The organism is Chryseobacterium ginsenosidimutans (assembly GCF_024807225.1).
GTDB lineage: Bacteria > Bacteroidota > Bacteroidia > Flavobacteriales > Weeksellaceae > Chryseobacterium > Chryseobacterium ginsenosidimutans.
In genome coordinates this window covers 3,942,715-3,960,242 of record NZ_JANUCO010000001.1, presented here as the reverse complement: position 1 = coordinate 3,960,242, position 17,528 = coordinate 3,942,715, and the positions used below count along the sequence as shown (strand labels likewise).

Annotated in this window: 15 protein-coding genes and 2 pseudogenes; 14 read left to right on the top strand and 3 right to left on the bottom strand. The window is 34.6% G+C overall.

The window, feature by feature from the left end; all coding sequences use genetic code 11:
* Positions 1-12 precede the first annotated feature (12 nt).
* The 8 genes from J3D55_RS18465 (at position 13) to J3D55_RS18430 (ending at position 8,157) form a co-directional block, all read left to right on the top strand.
* Positions 13-921 (top strand): T6SS phospholipase effector Tle1-like catalytic domain-containing protein, encoded by a 909-nt coding sequence (locus tag J3D55_RS18465; RefSeq protein WP_259132967.1) that lies wholly within the window; start codon positions 13-15, stop codon positions 919-921.
* Positions 893-1,426 carry a hypothetical protein gene (locus tag J3D55_RS18460; protein ID WP_259132965.1) on the top strand — a complete coding sequence of 178 codons (534 nt, stop codon included), beginning with the start codon at positions 893-895 and terminating at the stop codon, positions 1,424-1,426. The genes J3D55_RS18465 and J3D55_RS18460 overlap by 29 nt, the downstream gene beginning before the upstream one ends.
* Positions 1,427-1,782: 356 nt before the next feature.
* Complete coding sequence (locus tag J3D55_RS18455) at positions 1,783-2,823, top strand: hypothetical protein (RefSeq protein ID WP_259132963.1); 1,041 nt, start codon at positions 1,783-1,785, stop codon at positions 2,821-2,823.
* Positions 2,824-2,842: 19 nt separating this feature from the next.
* Positions 2,843-3,055 (top strand): hypothetical protein, encoded by a 213-nt coding sequence (locus tag J3D55_RS18450; protein WP_259132953.1) that lies wholly within the window; start codon positions 2,843-2,845, stop codon positions 3,053-3,055.
* Positions 2,994-3,887, top strand: coding sequence for a hypothetical protein (locus J3D55_RS18445; protein ID WP_259132951.1), 894 nt, complete (start codon positions 2,994-2,996; stop codon positions 3,885-3,887). The genes J3D55_RS18450 and J3D55_RS18445 overlap by 62 nt, the downstream gene beginning before the upstream one ends.
* Before the next feature lie 2 nt (positions 3,888-3,889).
* Positions 3,890-4,393 carry a DUF4280 domain-containing protein gene (locus J3D55_RS18440; RefSeq protein WP_259132932.1) on the top strand — a complete coding sequence of 168 codons (504 nt, stop codon included), beginning with the start codon at positions 3,890-3,892 and terminating at the stop codon, positions 4,391-4,393.
* A 5-nt stretch (positions 4,394-4,398) separates the two neighbouring features.
* Positions 4,399-7,296 (top strand): OmpA family protein, encoded by a 2,898-nt coding sequence (locus J3D55_RS18435; RefSeq protein WP_259132930.1) that lies wholly within the window; start codon positions 4,399-4,401, stop codon positions 7,294-7,296.
* 78 nt (positions 7,297-7,374) lie between these two features.
* Positions 7,375-8,157, top strand: coding sequence for a hypothetical protein (locus tag J3D55_RS18430; RefSeq protein WP_259132926.1), 783 nt, complete (start codon positions 7,375-7,377; stop codon positions 8,155-8,157).
* 449 nt (positions 8,158-8,606) lie between these two features.
* Here the strand turns inward: J3D55_RS18430 and J3D55_RS18425 are convergent, their stop codons facing one another.
* A complete protein-coding gene (locus J3D55_RS18425; RefSeq protein ID WP_259132925.1) occupies positions 8,607-10,142 on the bottom strand; it encodes an endonuclease in 1,536 nt (511 codons plus the stop codon).
* Positions 10,143-10,629: 487 nt separating this feature from the next.
* Between J3D55_RS18425 and J3D55_RS18420 the strand changes: the two genes are divergently transcribed.
* The gene (locus J3D55_RS18420) at positions 10,630-11,439 is read left to right on the top strand and encodes a T9SS type A sorting domain-containing protein (RefSeq protein ID WP_259132924.1); all 810 of its coding nucleotides are present in this window, start codon (positions 10,630-10,632) and stop codon (positions 11,437-11,439) included.
* A 119-nt stretch (positions 11,440-11,558) separates the two neighbouring features.
* Here the strand turns inward: J3D55_RS18420 and J3D55_RS18415 are convergent, their stop codons facing one another.
* Both J3D55_RS18415 and J3D55_RS18410 read right to left on the bottom strand, forming a co-directional pair.
* Entirely contained in the window at positions 11,559-12,086 is a 528-nt protein-coding gene (locus J3D55_RS18415; RefSeq protein ID WP_259132923.1) for a DUF4136 domain-containing protein, read from the bottom strand.
* 1 nt (position 12,087) lies between these two features.
* On the bottom strand, positions 12,088-12,270 hold the full coding sequence (locus J3D55_RS18410) for a C1orf53 family protein (RefSeq protein WP_029294953.1): 183 nt from the start codon (positions 12,268-12,270) through the stop codon (positions 12,088-12,090).
* A 40-nt stretch (positions 12,271-12,310) separates the two neighbouring features.
* Between J3D55_RS18410 and J3D55_RS18405 the strand changes: the two genes are divergently transcribed.
* The 5 genes and pseudogenes from J3D55_RS18405 to hemL all read left to right on the top strand — a co-directional run bounded on the left by J3D55_RS18405 (position 12,311) and on the right by hemL (position 17,273).
* Positions 12,311-12,637: a hypothetical protein gene (locus tag J3D55_RS18405; RefSeq protein ID WP_259132922.1), complete on the top strand. Its 327-nt coding sequence runs from the start codon at positions 12,311-12,313 to the stop codon at positions 12,635-12,637.
* A 292-nt stretch (positions 12,638-12,929) separates the two neighbouring features.
* A pseudogene (locus tag J3D55_RS18400) lies at positions 12,930-13,839 on the top strand (1-aminocyclopropane-1-carboxylate deaminase/D-cysteine desulfhydrase).
* A gap of 16 nt (positions 13,840-13,855) precedes the next feature.
* Positions 13,856-14,914 (top strand): glucosaminidase domain-containing protein, encoded by a 1,059-nt coding sequence (locus J3D55_RS18395; RefSeq protein WP_259132921.1) that lies wholly within the window; start codon positions 13,856-13,858, stop codon positions 14,912-14,914.
* A 93-nt stretch (positions 14,915-15,007) separates the two neighbouring features.
* Positions 15,008-15,967 (top strand): hypothetical protein, encoded by a 960-nt coding sequence (locus tag J3D55_RS18390; RefSeq protein WP_259132920.1) that lies wholly within the window; start codon positions 15,008-15,010, stop codon positions 15,965-15,967.
* 21 nt (positions 15,968-15,988) lie between these two features.
* Positions 15,989-17,273: pseudogene (hemL, locus tag J3D55_RS18385) on the top strand (glutamate-1-semialdehyde 2,1-aminomutase).
* Positions 17,274-17,528 lie beyond the last annotated feature (255 nt).

The following is a 17,528-nucleotide window of genomic DNA, read 5'->3' as shown; positions in this document are numbered from 1 at the left end:
AAAATAAGAAAGATGCCTAATAATAAATTTGGAGATTATACGCCAACAGAAACCAAAGAAGAAGTCTTAGATATTACTCTCGGGATGTTTTTCGACGGAACCCTGAATAACAAAACCAATACCATCGAAAGAAGGGAAAAAACTGATGCATACAAGAAAAAAGGAGGAAATCCTACGGATAACAACAGTTACAATAACGATTGGAGCAATGTAGCACGTCTTTGGGATAACTACGATAAAAATTTTGGAATTTACATTGAAGGGATCGGTACAGATGATAAGGAAAAAGATTCAATGTTGGGGTATGCTTTTGGAACCGGACCTACCGGAATTCGCGGAAAAGTAAGAAAAGGCTGTGAAGAGATCGTAAAAAAAGTAAAAAATATTAAAAACGCAAAAAAAGCAGACAAGATTGCGGTACTTACTTTTGATGTTTTTGGTTTCAGCCGTGGTGCGGCGGCGGCAAGAAATTTCGTTCATGAAATAGGAAAATCAAAATATAAAGCAACCTCACAAACGTATTCAAGCGAAGGAATGACGGTTACCGTTCTTTCCGATAGTGATGGCGATGGAGTAGAAGGTCAGGAACTTCCGAAATGGGGCCATTTAGGACTCAAACTTCAGGAAGCGGGAATTGTAGTTGATGTTTTAAAAATCAGATTTTTAGGTATTTATGATACCGTTTCTTCTTATTCGAAAAGCTTTTCTGCAACACCTAATTTTCATAATGATGTAGAAGAATTAAGCTTAAATGATATCGGAAGAGCACAAACGGTAATCCATTTTGTGGCAGAAAACGAACATAGAGAAAACTTTGACCTTACCAATGTGCATGTAGGTACAGAAAGAATATTTCCCGGTGTACACTGCGATGTTGGCGGAGCTTATGAAGATGGAAACCGAGACTTGGGAAGAAATTGAAACATCGTGGACTACTAGTGCAAAATTAAAAGAATTAAGAAGTCAGCTTATAGCTGATGCGTGGTACAAAGAAGATCAGCTTAAAATTAATCCCGGATTTTATTTGACGTTATCGGGAACGCGCGATCTGGTAAAAAGATACAGCTATGTTCCTTTGCATTTTATGGCGGAATATGGCGTTCAGAAAACCGTTCCTTTAACCATCAAAAAACTGACTGATGAAGTGTATTCTATTTCAGAAGATCCTTTGTTGGTAAGAGTAAAAGACCGTCTCAGATCTTATGCGATGGAAAACGGAAAACAATACACTTTCAAAAGATACAAAGACGTTGAAAATGCATACGGCGGAGCATCAATTCCGGAACAGAAATATGCAGATTATCAGAGAGAAATGAAGGAGCAGGATGATTTAAGAATACTTAGAAATAAATATCTGCACTGGTCAGCAAGAAGAGAAGGTATCGGTATGGATCCGACATCAGACAGGGTAAGAGTATTGCATTAATTTTTCTTAAATGAAAAAACACCTGATCATAAGAATAGCATTATTATTAATAGGATTTCTATTGATCTATTGTTATGTTCACTGGGATTCTTGGTTTCATCCTCATCCATCGATTGGAGGAAACAGTGGGATGTCGATTCCTATGGATCTTGTTTTGAATGTCAGTTGGATGGCTATATGGTGTCTTTTGCTTTTTATAGAACTAATAGTGAGCTTTTTTACAGCTAAAAATAAAGAAAATAGAATAACAAATATAATATTGATCATAACTGGCATCATTTTATTAGTGATCTATATTTTAAATATTAAATAAAAACCTGAAGACAAAGATCAATTAATGAAGTCGGAAAATTTATATGCAGAAATTTAACAAACATATCGTCCAGAAAAATGAAACTTTAAAAAGTGTTGCTTCTCTGTACAATTTATCTTGGGACGCTTTAAAGTCATTTCATAATAACAATTGCGGTGTTAAGGATATGATTTTGATAGATCTTACCGGTCAAAAAGAACTTTTTATTCCAAGAACGGCGGTAATTGATAAAAATAAATTAGTGAGTTTCGGACAGGGAAATAAACTTATTTTTCAACCCGAAAATTCATTCTGCAAATATGGTGTTGTCATCAATATCGAGAATGGAGATCACAAAAACGAATTGAAATACGAAACTTCCGTCCGTTGGCTAAAAAGTGAAAATAAACTGCATTTTTTTGAAATAGACAGAACGTCAAATTTATATCTGAATGAAGAAGAAGTAAATGAAATTGCCGATTTGCTGGCTTACAAAACGTCTAAAGTTTTGTATCCGTTGCAGGTGAGTGTGGATGAGAAAGGGAAATTCAATGATATTGAAAATTTTTCTGTGTTTAAAGAAAGATGGGAAAGTGTAAAAAGGGAAGTTTATAAAGAATATGACGGTGAAACGGTAGATGAATATTGCCTTAAAATAGAAAAAACTTTAAGTGAACCCGATACTTTAAGCTTGGTTTTAAAAAATGATTATTTCCTGAGAACATTATTTTTCGGTATATATCAGAGTTTTGGACAAAGTTTTAAAATAGAAGGAATAAAAACTTTTCCGATCGTGAATAATGCGGTTGAACCAAATTATCAAATAGAATTGGAGATCGACCCGCTGAAAGATGAATATGATTTAACCAATATAGAAGGAAACGGAACATTATATGATGAAAGAAGTGCGTATGATTTTATCAACAAAGCGCCTTTTTCATTTATCATTGAAGAAAATCCGGTGATGAATAAAAACGGATCTTTTAGAATTCAATATTATTTAAACGGAAAAACGTCACTTCCGGAATCACTGTATCTGGAATGCGATATCGAGCTTGAGAAGAAAAAGAAAATATCGGTAGTCATTGCGACGCTGGAGGATTAATTGAAAAAAACATAACAAAATGAAAACCAAACTGAATCATAAAATTTCCATACTTATTTTTATACTAAGTTTTAGTCTGTATTTTGGGCAAAAAGTAGAGTTTGATGTTCCGAAAAATATGGAGACCTTACAAAATGCTATTCTTTATTTCGAAAATGATTTCACAGAAAATGGAGCGAAAGACGCTGCCGCATCTGGTGAGAAACTTCTCAACAACAGTGGATCTTTATAATTTGAAATATGATGAAGGCAACAAAAATCCTTATCTGAATTTAGCATTAAAAAGCGGGGCAAAACCTAAACAACATATTCAACAGGCAAGTTGGAATGTAAGTTTGAAAAAAGTTTCTTCATCAAAAACTAAAGTCACTGTTTTTCTGGAAAAAATAATTCCCGACAGTTGGTCAAAAAAAGAAGTGGATACAAAACTCACGAAATCTACCGGAAAAGTTGAGAAAGAGATCAAAGAATTTCTTTTACATTATAAAAATACCGAATCTTCAAGAGAGTTGGAAAGTTCAGATTCTTCCGCAATAGATACCGGAGCTGAAGCACAGGCAACTACTGAGATCGCTTCTTTTGAAACAAAAACTGCTAAAAAGAAAACCGTATCGAAAAAATTACAAAGCTTATTTATTAAGAAACAGTTTGTTACGCTTCCTGCTGCATCAGATGTTTTTACAAAACTTTTACAGGTAAAACCAACTCAATTGGAATGTAAAGACTGTAAAGATGGAAAATACTCTAATTGGGATTTCGACGATTTTAATATGATTCATGCTAATATGAATGATGGGGGAGAATATTATGCTATTCAATACTATGGGAATGATATCGTTTCAGGATTACCATACGGCTTGTTGTTTAATGGCAGTTCGGCTTCTGAATGTAAGCAGAAATTTGCGAGATATAATGCACAGCTTTATCAGACAACAGTAGACACGGATGAAAATTCATCAAAAGCATTAACAGTCGTTACCTTCAATGTAAATTCCACTTTTGTTCGTCTGGAATTCGGGAATGAATATTTAACCAGAGTGATGATTTCAAATAAAGAATTTTAGCTATGGCAGAAAAACATATTGTAGTACAGGGTGCTATGTGCAAATGCCAGTTCGGGCAGGCTCCGGATAAGCTGAAAGTGCTTACCCATCAGAAAGAATATGCTAATGATAAAACTGCTTCCAAGAAACTTATTGTCACAACAAAAGAGATAGGAGCAGCTACATTTGAGAAAAATACATTCGGAAACTGTATAAAAATGGGAACTCCACCGCCGCCATGTAAAATAATGGTCACCGAGTGGCAGAATTTTTATGATAAAGTGCAACTCAGCAATGGCGGGTTTATCATTTTGGAAGACAGCAAGGCCGTTTGTGCCATTGCAGGAACACCTTGCATCGAAATTATAGATAACGGACAAAGAGCTGAAGCCTGTCAACAAAATTTTAAAAATGCAGATCAGGATGTACAGCAGCAGATTAATCCGTTGGTGGATTCTGAAAGTATGCAAAAGAAAGAAACGGTATACGATATTACGGGTGATGCAACTAAACAAACTCTAAGTTAATTGACATGGGAAAAGGAGTCAATAAGATCGATATAGCCACCAATGAGGTCAATGCAAAAGTGTTAAGCCGATCTGGAAACCGTATTTGTGTGGAAGCAGGAAAACTTATATGGTTTAAAGTTTCCGAGTGGATGTCAGGAACTACAGAAGTCGATAAAAAGAAAGGCACTATCTGGATAAGGCAAGACTATAAAAGAGAACTGATCATCAATAAAAAAGAGATCGGATCTGGTCAGGTTTACGGCTATGCCTTTAAAAAAAAGGAATGTGGAGCTTCAGCATATTATTATATTGAAGCCACACTTTTTGGGAACAGAGATACTAAAAATATTACGGGGCTTTATGTAAAAGGATTTGCTCCTGCTTTATTGGTAAGCAGCAAATGGTGTCTGCAAAATGACGGCACAGATCAACGCGACCGCAAATTTTCATTTGGAGAAAATGTTTTTCTGGGATTGGAAACAGAAGGCTTGAATCAGCAGACTCTTACGATAGAAGTATATCGCTTAAATAATGAAGTTACATTTGGTAAAGTCGCAGGAAGGGTATTTGACAGCAACTACGATCCTACAAAAGATGATGAACAAACCAAAGTATTTCAGAAGCAGGCTAAAGTTATTGACGGAGAAGTTAATACAGAATTTACCATTCAGCCGTCTTGGAAGAAAGGAACGGATGATAATTTGTTTTATGTTAAAGTAAAAGACGGAAACAATTATGTTCAGGATAGCAAGAAACAGATCATCCACGGAAGGTATTTAAAAGTTAAAAACAATATTGTTCCCATAAAGCAAAATATGGTGACTCTTACCAATAATGCTCCCGTAAAAGTGGGTGCTGCAGATAAAGATGTTAAAGTAAATCACCTTTGTACCTTCAAGCAGATCAATATAGAAGATAATGGAGAAACTTTTGAGGTTTTTAAAGAAGGAAAAACTACTTTTGAAAAAACGTCTCCCGTTGTACAATATACAACCGCAAAAGTCCATTTTGATTATGATAAATCGGAAATCCGTTCTGAAGCTCGTGATACTTTAAAATATTTGCTCGACTTTCTTCTCTATAATCAACATTTAGATATGACTCTTTCCGGACATGCCGATGACAGAGGAACACTTGATTATAATCAGGCTCTTTCCGAACGAAGAGCACAAGCGGTAAAAGATTTTTTTGCGAAGGGAGGATTAGATAAAAACAGGATCAAGACGAGAGGATATGGAGAAGTAAATCCCGTCGCTTCCGGAAAAACAGAAGAAGCGTATAAGAAAAACAGAAGGGTAGAAATAGAATTCAGCTATTTGGAATACAATCAGAAAGCCCTTTTTTATGAAATGATTGCGCCGGATGCTAATAAAATGAAGGAGATTACGGTAAATGTTTTAAACCGTTCGGATAAAGGCTGTTTCAGAAAAGAAAAACATAATAAAAATATTATCTATATAAATGAAACAGGAGGTCCGGGCGTTATTCCCAAAAATGGAAATAGCTTAAAACAGATTGTTTTTTCCCAACAGGCTGCTTTTCCTAAAAATTATGCATTTCTATTGGGTAAATTTTTGAATCCTTTTTCAACGATCTATTATCAGTTTGCATTCCATATCAACAGTTGTGCTTATTATGCCGACAAAGATAAAGCTACACTCGAAGTAAGGGTTTATCCGGATGTTGTATGGATAGGGCATTTTCAGTATAATGGAAAAGAAACTGTAATGCCTTACTATTTTCATCAGAAAAATTTTGGCTTGGAGCAAGGAATTTCTGATGTTCTTAATGAATTGAAAGAGACTACTTTTTATAAAATTTATAGATTAATCCCTGCCAATTTCATTGTTGAACATACCTTATTAAAATATATTGAAAGCCAGGCTAAAAGCTATTTTTATGGAATTCACACTTTTCACAACCGTACAGTGGAAAAGGCGGGGCAAGAGCTTTCCCTTTCTGGTACGCAGACTAATTTAATAAAACAGACTCAATATACAAGATTTGCTGCTGCTGCTGTTATTTATGGTTTTGTAGTTGTTGGTATTATTATCGACTTGTTAATGATCTATCTTACAAGAGGTAGAAATATAAGCACAAAGCTGGAAAAGTTCGCTAAAATGGCAAGGAAAGCTGAAAGCATTCTTAAAAAGATGGATGATGCAGGAGTAGACCTTATTCCGCCCGCCATTGCAGTGAATGCAGGAATGTATTATCAGAAGCAAAAAAATGGAAAACTTGCTTTAGTATATGAAGCTAATATAAAAGCTGATCCGTTAGTTGCCGTTAACTTTAAAAGAGAATTTGATCTTATAAAATTGATAACTAAAACTATTAGCGGGATTAAAGGGGCTAAACATCCTAAAGAGACAGAGAAAAAATTAAAAGAAAATAGGGAGAATAGTAGTAAAATAGAACAATATTTTGAGAAATTGGGAACTTCTGTAAAAGGAGAGATTTCCGTGAGAGGAGATATTATGTTTGAACAAAATATAAAATATAATTTCCTTACGAATAGTTATAGTTTTACAGATAAGCTTGGAAATCTTGTAGCCAGTGCACAGAATGAGTCTATTATAAAAGAGCAGATTAGTTTCGAAGCCAAAATTCAAGGAGAATTTAAATTAATGTTTAAATTTAACCCTCTTCAGGCAAAAGTTGAAGGAAAAATAGACATAGAATTAAATGGAGGTGTAGGAGTGAAATTAAAATACGGAGTTAATGTGAGGGAAGGGAAAGGTCTGTTTATAGAAAAAATATTGTATTGTTCGGGAATTGAAGGAAAATATAAAGGAAGTCTTATAGGAACTTCTATTTTTGGGACAAGTAAAATTGAAACCAATGATGGTAAACCGACACCTTTTACTCTTGTTGAACCTTTTGAAGTTAAATTATATGAAATTCAATTATTTAAATCATAATAAAATATGAAAAAGCTGCTTTTAAGTTTAATAACTATTACAAGTTTGACGGCTTGCTCTCAAAGTAAAAATGAAATTATGCAAAATACGAACATCAATGCAAATAATATCGTAGAAGAGATTACGAAACAAATTAAACATTATCCTTCCGAAAAACAATATACTTTTAATTATAATAATCACCTGTGCTATTTTGAAATTTTAGTAAATGATATGCCTTCATTTAAAGAGTATGAAGAAGCTCAAACCGGATCTGCATTCCTAATAAATGATGTTATTTTTAAAAGCGGAAAACAAAAAATAACCTATAAAATCTACCCTGCGAATTCAGAAGTGCTTCCAGATAATACAGATCTTAAATTGACATTAAGTTCTTATGATCAGAAAAATAAAAATGCAGATGATATCACTTACATGGAATATAGCATTCCAAAAAATGAGAAAAAAGTAACAGATACTTATTCTAAATATACATTTTCGGGATCGGGAAAAACGTTTTATGAAGGTAGTTTTGATATTAATGTAGAAGTTCCGTATACCAATCAACCTCTGTTTGAAAAAGCACAGGATCTGCGTAAAATGGATAAGAAAGAGCTCGAAGCAAAATTGGTGAAAGAATATAATAAGGTTCGCAGTATTTATCAGAGTAAAGACAAAGATAAAGTGGCGCGTCTTTTATTTGATAAATTAAAAAATCAGATGGTGGCAGAATATGCTTCGCCTGAAAAAGTAAAAGCAGCTTGGAACGAAGCAGGGGAAATATTATTCAATAGCGATATCGAAATACTTCCTATTGAAAAATATCAGATGCGTTTCTTTGCAGACGGAAGATTGGTTGCGCTTTATACTGATGGTTTCTGACCCAAAAACTAAAGGTGACAATGCCCTAATTTGCAATATGAAGTCAGGCTATGGAAAAGGACTGCTGGAATTAAAGCATTTATTCTACATTCCCCAAGGAGAAAAAGAGTTTAAGATATATTAATAAATATTTATACAAATTCTAATGATAAATCTTATTTTGAAATGTTTGTAGAAGGAATTAAACTTACACGCATTTAGCAAACACAAGGCAAAACTCCCGAAGTTCAGGAAACTGTAGCTTCACACATTATTAAAACATTTACTCCATAGAAAAATATTTGATGGATAATTATGATTTCTATGCCAAGAAAGTATTAATGCTCGATATTTCGTTCTACATTCCAGAAGGAAAAAATGAGTTTGAAATAATATAAAAGAAGAAAAGTTAAAAAAGACTTCCCTTAGCAAAGAGAAGTCTTTTTTATTTGAGTTAAAATATTTTCAGCTTATTTCACAATAAACTTCAAAATCGAATCATCCAGTTTAAGAAGATAAACTCCCTGCCCAAGATTTTTAATAGAAATAGAATTTCTGTTATTTTTAAAAGGCTGCTCAATCGTCTGCATCACTTTTCCTTGAAGATTGTAGATCTCTGCTTTTTTGATATTTTGAGTTTCACCTTTCACAAAAATTTCATTATTTGAAATCGGATTTGGCGAAATCTGTAACGTATTTTGATCTAAACTTACTTCAGAAGCTATATTCTGAACCTGTCTTGAAGTTCCCGAATAGCAAGTCCAGCTCAGGTTATCGATCGCCACTCTGTTGCTTGTTGAGGTATTTTCCAAAGTCACCGCTACATTTCCGGAAATATTGATATTGTTAATGGTAGTCGTTGTTGCATTCGTATTGTAAGGAACTGTTCCTACGGTTGTTCCGTTCACTTTTACATTGAAAGTTCCGTTCGAACCTGTAAATTTCAATTGAGTAGTCACCGTTAATGAACCAATTCCGTTTGCCGAGCTGCTCGATGTTAATGCTCCGTCTCTTACCGTAATTGCTTTTGTAGAAATTGTTTGATCGGTTCTTGCATCGGTTGCCGTCCAAGAAATTCCACTGTTTGTCCAGTTTCTTGTTAAATAAGAAGCTGTGCTTGTTGTAGGAATCGTTTCGAAAGTTTCATTGGCACAACCTGTTGAAGTTGGAGGAGTTGTTGTTCCGCCACCTGTAGAACCAGATCCCCAAATTTGATTGGCATAATTTGCATTATCAATAAACGGATTTCTGTTTCCCTGATACGTGTAAGTCGCATTATTTCTGTTGATTTCCGCCTGAGAAACAGGATCTTGATTATGCCAAGCCAGTAAAACATTCAGCTCCCAAGTCTGTAATCCCGGAAACGCAGAACTTCCCAGCATATTTCCTGTTGAGAAAGTTGAAAGTTTACTTTGATAACGGGTCACAAAATAGAAAATCATTCTTGCAACATCCCCTTTAAACTCGTCAATTGGTTCAAAAACCACTCCGGAATATCCTGAAGAAGTAGAATTTCCAAGTTTCGAACCGTTTTTAGAAGTGAAAGTTGCCGTTCCTACTTTTCCGAAAGGATAATTAGAACGCATTCCGTTTACTTTTCCGTCTGTTGCTCTGATGAAATTGATGTCGGAAACCATCGGCGAAGCTTCATTAAATAAACTTTGAGGAACGATATGTTCTCTGTTGTAGCAGTTTCCTTCTACCGAATAGGTTCCGCACTGGTTCATTACCGGAGTGAATTTGTACGGATCGGCTCCTGTTGGTTTTTCAGAATAAATATCTAAAATCGAACCGTCATTTTCGTAGTTCTTATCGATGTCGGTCGTTTTGTAACCTGTCCAAAGTCCGCCATAGCCTTTGTCTTGGTGACCGTTGGTGATAATTGTACTTAAAGCGGTTTTCAAAGAAGCTCCCGATAATCCGTTCGCAGCATTATAATATCCCGCCGGAGCTTGAGCATTCGCTAAAAAACTGGCAAATGCAATGATTAGTAGTGGTTTTTTCATGTTAATATTTAGGTTTGGTAAGATTAGTATAAATTTATGAATAAAAAATTACGGAATTGTTAAATCTCATTTCAATAAGGATAAGAAAGTCTCATACATCTTTTATACGCTATGGTCGCAAATTTTTTTTATTCAAATTGAAAAAATGTTCATTCGAAATGGCTTTTGACCCAACTAAAATCGCAATCAGCCTTTGCTGGGCAGAGCGCCCTTGCGAACGGAAAAATAAAAACCAACGATTGATTGAGCTTTGCGGACATAGCGTTAAAATAATTTATATCAAGAATATGTTTTAAAAAATTCATATCATTTATAAAGCTGTTTAAATTTTTCGTTTTTTAAAATATTTTAATCCATATTCGATTATAATTACATTAATCAATTTTAAATCTAATATTAAGTTTTATTTAATTGATAAAAATCATGAAATTTTGAATTAAAAGTAATCGTAAAAGGAGTAATTTCGCGATTATTATTTTTATTTAGAATGATTAAAAATTTACCTTTTAAAATTTGTATTCCTTTATTAGGAATCTTAGGCGGAATGTCTGCAATTAATGCTCAATGTACAGCAGTAAGCAGTTTCTCCGAGAATTTTGATGCCTACTCTTGTTGCGCAATGGGAGTTGTACCAACTTGTTGGGACAGTGTTTTGCTGGGAGGAGCGAGCCAGATTATTTCAAGCACGCAGCCTGCTTCCGGAACGAGCCAGATCTATCAAAACGGTTATGGAGTCGGAAAAATTTCTATTGTTGTGATGCCTCCGATTACCAATATCAATGCGGGAACACACCAGTTGAGAGTGAAAATTAAAGCAAACAGTACCGGTTATCTGGAATTTGGATATATAAAAGATGCTTTGCCGGATACTTTTGTGATGCTTCAGCCGATCAATATTACAAACACGACTTACAGTCCGACATCAGAAAGAACTTTTACAGTTCCTACATCGGTTCCGGACGGAATGAGATTGGCGATTCGTAATCCGGGAACTTCTTTCGCGGGACATTATTGGGATGATGCGGTTTGGGAACCGATTCCAAATTTGGGAACTCATGAAAGTGATATTTCCGCGGGAGTAAAAGTATATCCGAATCCTTTCAATGATGTAGTACACATTTCTGATATTAAGGATGTAAAAACGATTAGCATCAATGATGCGGTAGGAAGAGTTGTGCAAACGATTGCAAAACCTGAAACCACTTTACATTTAAACGAGCTTCAGAAAGGTCTTTATTTTGTGACGTTACATTTTAAAAACGGAACTGAAAAATCGTTCAAAGCAATTAAAAACTAATTTTTTTAAATTTTAATGAAAAGGCTGTTGATTTACATTGACAGCCTTTTCTGTTTTAAAAATAAAAAAGTCAACACAAAATTTGCATTGACTTTCTATATATCTGATTAATTATAATCTTATTTTTTCATTGGAGGATAATTTTTCATAATCTCCATCATGATTTCAGGAATTTGTTTTTGCTTAGCTTTAGGACGGTCTACAGAAATTCCGCTTCCGATTCCCTGCCAAACCAGTTTGTTGGTTTTTGCATCTACCATATCTACAATAATTGCTCCTTCATTGTAATTGCTCGTCCAAGTTCTGCTCATTCCGACTCCCCAACCGAAAGAACCGCCCCAACCGTACATTCCGTAAGGAGAATTGTTGGTAATGTCTGTTATTTTTTTGTGGTTTGCTTTTACATTGACGATCAGATCCGGATTTTCTCCAGACTGAAGACCTTTGCTTTGAAGCTGTCTAGACAACTCATTCAGAACTCTGTCTTTATCAATATCATTCAGTTTCAGATCATCAATTCTTATTTTGTAAGTTTTATAAGAAGTGAAATTAGCTGTTTCAGCATAATCAGAACGCACCTGGAAAGGACTACAAGATGTTAAAGCCAAAGTAGCCGAGGCTAACAAAATAAAAATATATTTTTTCATTTTATTTATTTTTTTTATCGTTTTTAATGAATGTATCGGTCTTTTTATCGTATCCGTAAGGACAGTGTCTACAACCACTTTTACAGCAATGTCCTCTCTTCAGATGAAATTTTTCTGTAAAAACCTTGTACCCTTGCTCGTTGTAGTAAAAGTCTTCACCTTCTTTGATGTCAAAAAGTGCCATAGGTTAAATCTCTAAGTCAAAAAACTTTATATTTGTTATTATGATAATTGTATGCCAAAAGCCTTTAAAAATATTAAAAATTAATGGCATTGCTCTTTTCCCTTTCATATTGATTAGGAGACCCGAAGATAAGAAAAATAACATATTGATCAACCATGAAAAGATCCATTTAAGACAACAATGGGAAATGTTGATTATTTTCTTTTATCTGTTCTATGTCATTGAATATTATTACTGGTTTTTTAAATTGAAAAACAGCTATCACGCCTACAAAAGAATCTCCTTTGAAAGAGAAGCCTACTCTAAGGAACACGATCTTAATTATCTTAAAAAAAGAAAATTCTGGAGCTTCAGGAAATACTTGTAATTAATTATCAATTATCAATATTGTTTTAAACACAAATCCCAAAAATAATTTTCACAAATAAACACAATCATCCGTGCAAATCTGTGAAATCCGTGGGAGAAAAAACAACGTCCCTTTTGTCATTTCGAAGAAGGAGAAATCTAAACTTTTACAATAGATTCTTCACCTCACAACGTTTCATTCTGAATGACGAACTTTGTGCATCTATTTCCATTGTCAAGTGAAACGCCATTGCGAACGTAAAAAATAGTATTTTTGTTACATTAAACTTTGTGAACATCCCGTTAAAAACATGCTATTACAACTTCCGACAGAAAAAATTCCCATTCAGGAAATCCCAATCGATAAAAACATAAAACTTTTCATTAAAAGGGAAGATTTAATTCATCCTCAAATTTCAGGAAACAAATATTGGAAGCTTTTCTATAATGTTAATAATTATGTAGAAAAAAAATCAGCAAAACCTTTTATTATCACTTTTGGCGGAGGTTTTTCAAATCATATTTCTGCCGTTTCTGCCGTTGGAAATTTAGCCAAAATTCCCACATTAGGAATTATAAGAGGAGAGGAGCTAAAAGACAAATGGCGCGATAATCCCACATTGCTTTTTGCGAAAAGAAACGGAATGAATCTGCAGTTTGTAACCCGCGAACAATATCGCCACAAAGAAAAATTAACCGAATTTTTACATAAAGAATTTCCCGATGCGCTGATCATTCCTGAAGGCGGAAACCAATGAAGATGCCGTGACAGGCGTGAAAATGATGCTCAATAACGAAACAAAAGATTTTGATTATCTTTGCACGGCAGTCGGAACGGGAGGTACGATTGCAGGGATTTCAAAATATTGTGAAGACAATCAGAAAGTTATCGGTTTTAAGGCTGTTGACGATGATTCACTTGAAAATAAAATCTTTGAATTAACCTTACGCAAAAACTTTAATCTAATAGATTCAGCTTTTGGAGGTTATGGTAAAATAAAAGACGAAAATATTCGTTTTATCAATGATTTTAAAGAGAAATACGGAATTCCGTTGGAACCGATTTATACAGGAAAGATGATGCAGAAGGTTTTCGAACTGATTGATGAAGATTATTTTCCTGAGAACAGCAAGGTTTTGTGCTTTCATACCGGTGGATTACAGGGTGTTAAAGGGGCAAATTTGCTTTTAGAAAAACAGAATAGAAATTTAATCATATAAAGTAAAATTGAAAAACATGAAAAGACTTTTCTTACTCGTAAGCCTTTTAGTTTTATCAAAATTCTCGGCCCAGACTTGGGCAACTGAAGATCAATACATCCAAAAATTTGCAAAATATGCAGTGGAGGAAATGGAAAAATATAAAATTCCGGCTTCTATCACTCTTGCACAAGGACTTTTGGAAACCGGAGGCGGACAAAGTATATTGGCTCAGGAAGGCAAAAATCATTTCGGAATTAAGTGTAAAGAAGATTGGACGGGGAAAACGATGAAACATACCGATGACGCTCCCAATGAGTGTTTCCGTGTGTACGACGATCCGCGACAGTCTTACGAAGATCACTCCATATTTTTGGCGACAAGAAAATATTATACAGGTCTTTTTAATCTTAATATGAAAGATTATAAAGCTTGGGCACATGGTTTGAAAAAGGCTGGTTACGCTACAAATCCGCGTTATGCTTCGATCTTAATCGGTAAAATTGAAAGGTATAAATTGTACGAATTTGATGATACCAATTCTAAAGAAGTTCTGTACGCCGTCCTGAAAATGTATCCGAATTTGAAAGAAGACAGGTCTTTTATGGCGCAATTAGAGCCTGAAAAGTATACAAAAAAGGTAAAAGAACCTGTAACGGTTGAAGTTCCTTACAAGCCGACTTCTTACGCTCAGCAACAGAAAAGAGTGGAAAGAATTAAAACGAAAGCAGAAATTCTTAATTCTATTTTAATTAAAAGTCACCCAAATGACGGGTTGAAATATATTATCATTCCTGAGGATACGAATGTGCAATTCATTGCGAATAAATTCAAAGTAAGCGAAAGCAAACTGATAAAATGGAATGAACTGGAAAGTGATGTTCTTCAAAAAAATGATATCGTCTTCCTTGAATCTAAAAATTCTGACGGAAATACCGCAACCTACAAAGCCGAATCTGGAGAAAATATGCACGATATCGCTCAGAAATTCGGAATTAAATTAAATAAATTATACGCAAAAAACAGAATGGATGAAGGACAAAAACCTTCTGCCGGACAATTGATTTATTTAATTGACAAGAAACCTAGAAACTAATTTTTGTTGATTGGTTATAGTTACTGGTTAAATTAATAACGATACACTATCAACCAACTCCCATGAACTCTCAGCAAAATGAAAATATTGAATATGAAATCCAGATTTCTGTGGATATTTTTACTCATTGTTTCCTGTAAAATATTTTCACAGGAGTCGCAAAAATATATTCCTTTCAGAAAAGGAAAACTTTGGGGACTTTGTGATGCTAATAAATTTGTAGCAGTACAACCGCAATATTACAGCATAAGTTGGTACGATGCTTCGGTAGGTGGTTTTCATGCAGAACAGAATGGAAAGTTTGGACTTATTGATCATAATGCAACTCCAATAATGCCGTTTATTTCAGAAAAGGCAATTTTCGTGAATGGTGATAAATATGTCGTTTTCGATGGTGTTGATTATTATAATTATTCCATGAAAACCAAAATGAAGCTGGATCAATATATTGAGCCTGAAAAATTTCCGATGAGAGACAAGGGTTGGGAAAATCAATTTGATGTAAATAATCCTCATAAAGAACCGAAACTAACTTGGGACGATCTGGATGATGAAGATATGCAAATGCTCAAACCTTACGAAGATGAGAATGCTTATCAGATTAATTTTAAAGCTAATTTTCTTGAGATCGTTTCAGAAGATTCTCATATCGGAATTTACATTCCAAAAATCAAAAAACTATATAAAAGCACACCGGAAATCGCTTATATCGGATGGCAGTTTTATGAAGGAAAACCTTATGTTTTAACCACAGATTCTTCCGGCTTATTTGGAATGGCGGATGAATTTTCATACGAAGTTTATCCTATAAAATATACCTCCATTTCACTGTTGGATTCTCAAAAGCTTGTTTTACTTTCAGAACCCGATCCTCAAAATTTGGAAAATGAGATTTTTAAAACAATTCTTCCCAACAATACAATATTAAACGGACGATTTGAACCAGCAGAAACAATCTGGAAAAACGGACATGCGTTTCAATTATATTACACAATGATAAAGGGGAAAAAAAATTATGCAGGAGAAGATGGAATCCTTTATTTTGAGGATTAAATTATAAAGAAAAAATAGAAAATGAAATACCAAAGAAGTTCAGCTTTATTCGATGAAGCTTACAAATACATTCCGGGAGGGGTAAATTCTCCGGTTCGAGCATTCAAATCTGTAGGAGGAGTGCCTGTTTTTATGAAGTCTGCAAAAGGAGCTTACCTTACCGATGCCGATGACAACACATATATCGATTATATTAATTCTTGGGGACCTGCAATTTTGGGGCATACGCATCCGGAAGTTTTGGAGGAATTAAAAATTCAGGCGGAGAAAGGTTTTTCTTTCGGTGCTCCGACAGAAACTGGAAACTGAAATTGCAAAATTCATCGTAGAAAATGTTCCGAATATCGATCAGATAAGAATGGTTTCTTCGGGAACAGAAGCTTGTATGAGCGCTGTAAGATTGGCGAGAGGTTTTACGGGTAGAGATAAAATTGTAAAATTTGAAGGTTGTTATCACGGTCACTCAGATTCATTTTTAATTAAAGCGGGAAGTGGTGCTGCAACTTTCGGAAATCCGAATTCTCCGGGTGTAACGGCAGGAACGGCAAAAGATACTTTATTGGCAAGATATAATGATTTTGAGCAGGTTGAAGATCTGTTCAGACATAATCAGGGTGAAATTGCTGCGGTAATTATCGAGCCTGTTGCCGGAAATATGGGTTGTGTTCTTCCTGAAAACGAATTTCTTCAGAAATTAAGAAAAATCTGTGACGAAAACGGAGCTTTATTGATTTTTGATGAAGTAATGACGGGTTTCAGACTGGCTTTTGGCGGTGCTCAGGAACTATACAATGTGAAGGCAGATTTGGTGACTTACGGAAAGGTAATCGGAGGCGGACTTCCGGTTGGTGCTTTTGCCGGAAGAAACGAAATTATGGATCATTTGGCGCCAAAAGGTGGCGTTTACCAAGCAGGAACTTTGAGTGGAAATCCTTTAGCCATGAGAGCCGGATTAAAAACTCTTCAATTAATTAAAAACGATCCTGAATTTTTCAACAGATTAGCAAAAACGACAGAAACGCTAGATTTTGAAATCGGGAAAATTTTAAATGAAAAAGGAATTGCCCATAAAATCAACAGAAAAGGTTCGATGATGTCTGTGTTTTTCCATATCAATAGAGTTTCTAATTTTGATGAAGCTCAGGAAGCGAATCATTCGTTATTCAATAATTTCTTTCATCAATTACTGCAAAATGGAGTATATCTTCCGCCAAGTGGATACGAAACGTATTTCATCAGCGATGCAATTAAAGATAAAGAAATTGATATGACGCTGGAAGCTGTCAGAAAGTTTGAGTATTCTTAAGATATAATCAGATATAAAAATTAAAAGGACGAGGTTTTACACTTTGTCCTTTTTTTATTTGAAGCTATTTCCCGCTTTCCGCACTCGCTATTTTTGCGGCTAGGAATTTGCGACTGTTACAAATCAAACCTTGAAGGTTTACAACCACACTTCGAAAATTCCATGTAGCAAAAGAATTTCCAACAAGATTTTTAGAAAAAACAGGAACAATTTTATCCCAGATAAAATCTTTGCGCCTTAAAACAGTTCCTTAAT

What these genes read in the sequence shown, in the direction of transcription:
- J3D55_RS18465 (WP_259132967.1), top strand. Translation starts at nt 13, where the DNA reads ATGCCTAATAATAAATTTGGAGATTATACGCCAACAGAAACCAAAGAA.
- J3D55_RS18460 (WP_259132965.1), top strand. Translation starts at nt 893, where the DNA reads ATGGAAACCGAGACTTGGGAAGAAATTGAAACATCGTGGACTACTAGT.
- J3D55_RS18455 (WP_259132963.1), top strand. Translation starts at nt 1,783, where the DNA reads ATGCAGAAATTTAACAAACATATCGTCCAGAAAAATGAAACTTTAAAA.
- J3D55_RS18450 (WP_259132953.1), top strand. Translation starts at nt 2,843, where the DNA reads ATGAAAACCAAACTGAATCATAAAATTTCCATACTTATTTTTATACTA.
- J3D55_RS18445 (WP_259132951.1), top strand. Translation starts at nt 2,994, where the DNA reads ATGGAGCGAAAGACGCTGCCGCATCTGGTGAGAAACTTCTCAACAACA.
- J3D55_RS18440 (WP_259132932.1), top strand. Translation starts at nt 3,890, where the DNA reads ATGGCAGAAAAACATATTGTAGTACAGGGTGCTATGTGCAAATGCCAG.
- J3D55_RS18435 (WP_259132930.1), top strand. Translation starts at nt 4,399, where the DNA reads ATGGGAAAAGGAGTCAATAAGATCGATATAGCCACCAATGAGGTCAAT.
- J3D55_RS18430 (WP_259132926.1), top strand. Translation starts at nt 7,375, where the DNA reads ATGCAAAATACGAACATCAATGCAAATAATATCGTAGAAGAGATTACG.
- J3D55_RS18425 (WP_259132925.1), bottom strand. Translation starts at nt 10,142, where the DNA reads ATGAAAAAACCACTACTAATCATTGCATTTGCCAGTTTTTTAGCGAAT.
- J3D55_RS18420 (WP_259132924.1), top strand. Translation starts at nt 10,630, where the DNA reads ATGATTAAAAATTTACCTTTTAAAATTTGTATTCCTTTATTAGGAATC.
- J3D55_RS18415 (WP_259132923.1), bottom strand. Translation starts at nt 12,086, where the DNA reads ATGAAAAAATATATTTTTATTTTGTTAGCCTCGGCTACTTTGGCTTTA.
- J3D55_RS18410 (WP_029294953.1), bottom strand. Translation starts at nt 12,270, where the DNA reads ATGGCACTTTTTGACATCAAAGAAGGTGAAGACTTTTACTACAACGAG.
- J3D55_RS18405 (WP_259132922.1), top strand. Translation starts at nt 12,311, where the DNA reads ATGATAATTGTATGCCAAAAGCCTTTAAAAATATTAAAAATTAATGGC.
- J3D55_RS18395 (WP_259132921.1), top strand. Translation starts at nt 13,856, where the DNA reads ATGAAAAGACTTTTCTTACTCGTAAGCCTTTTAGTTTTATCAAAATTC.
- J3D55_RS18390 (WP_259132920.1), top strand. Translation starts at nt 15,008, where the DNA reads ATGAAATCCAGATTTCTGTGGATATTTTTACTCATTGTTTCCTGTAAA.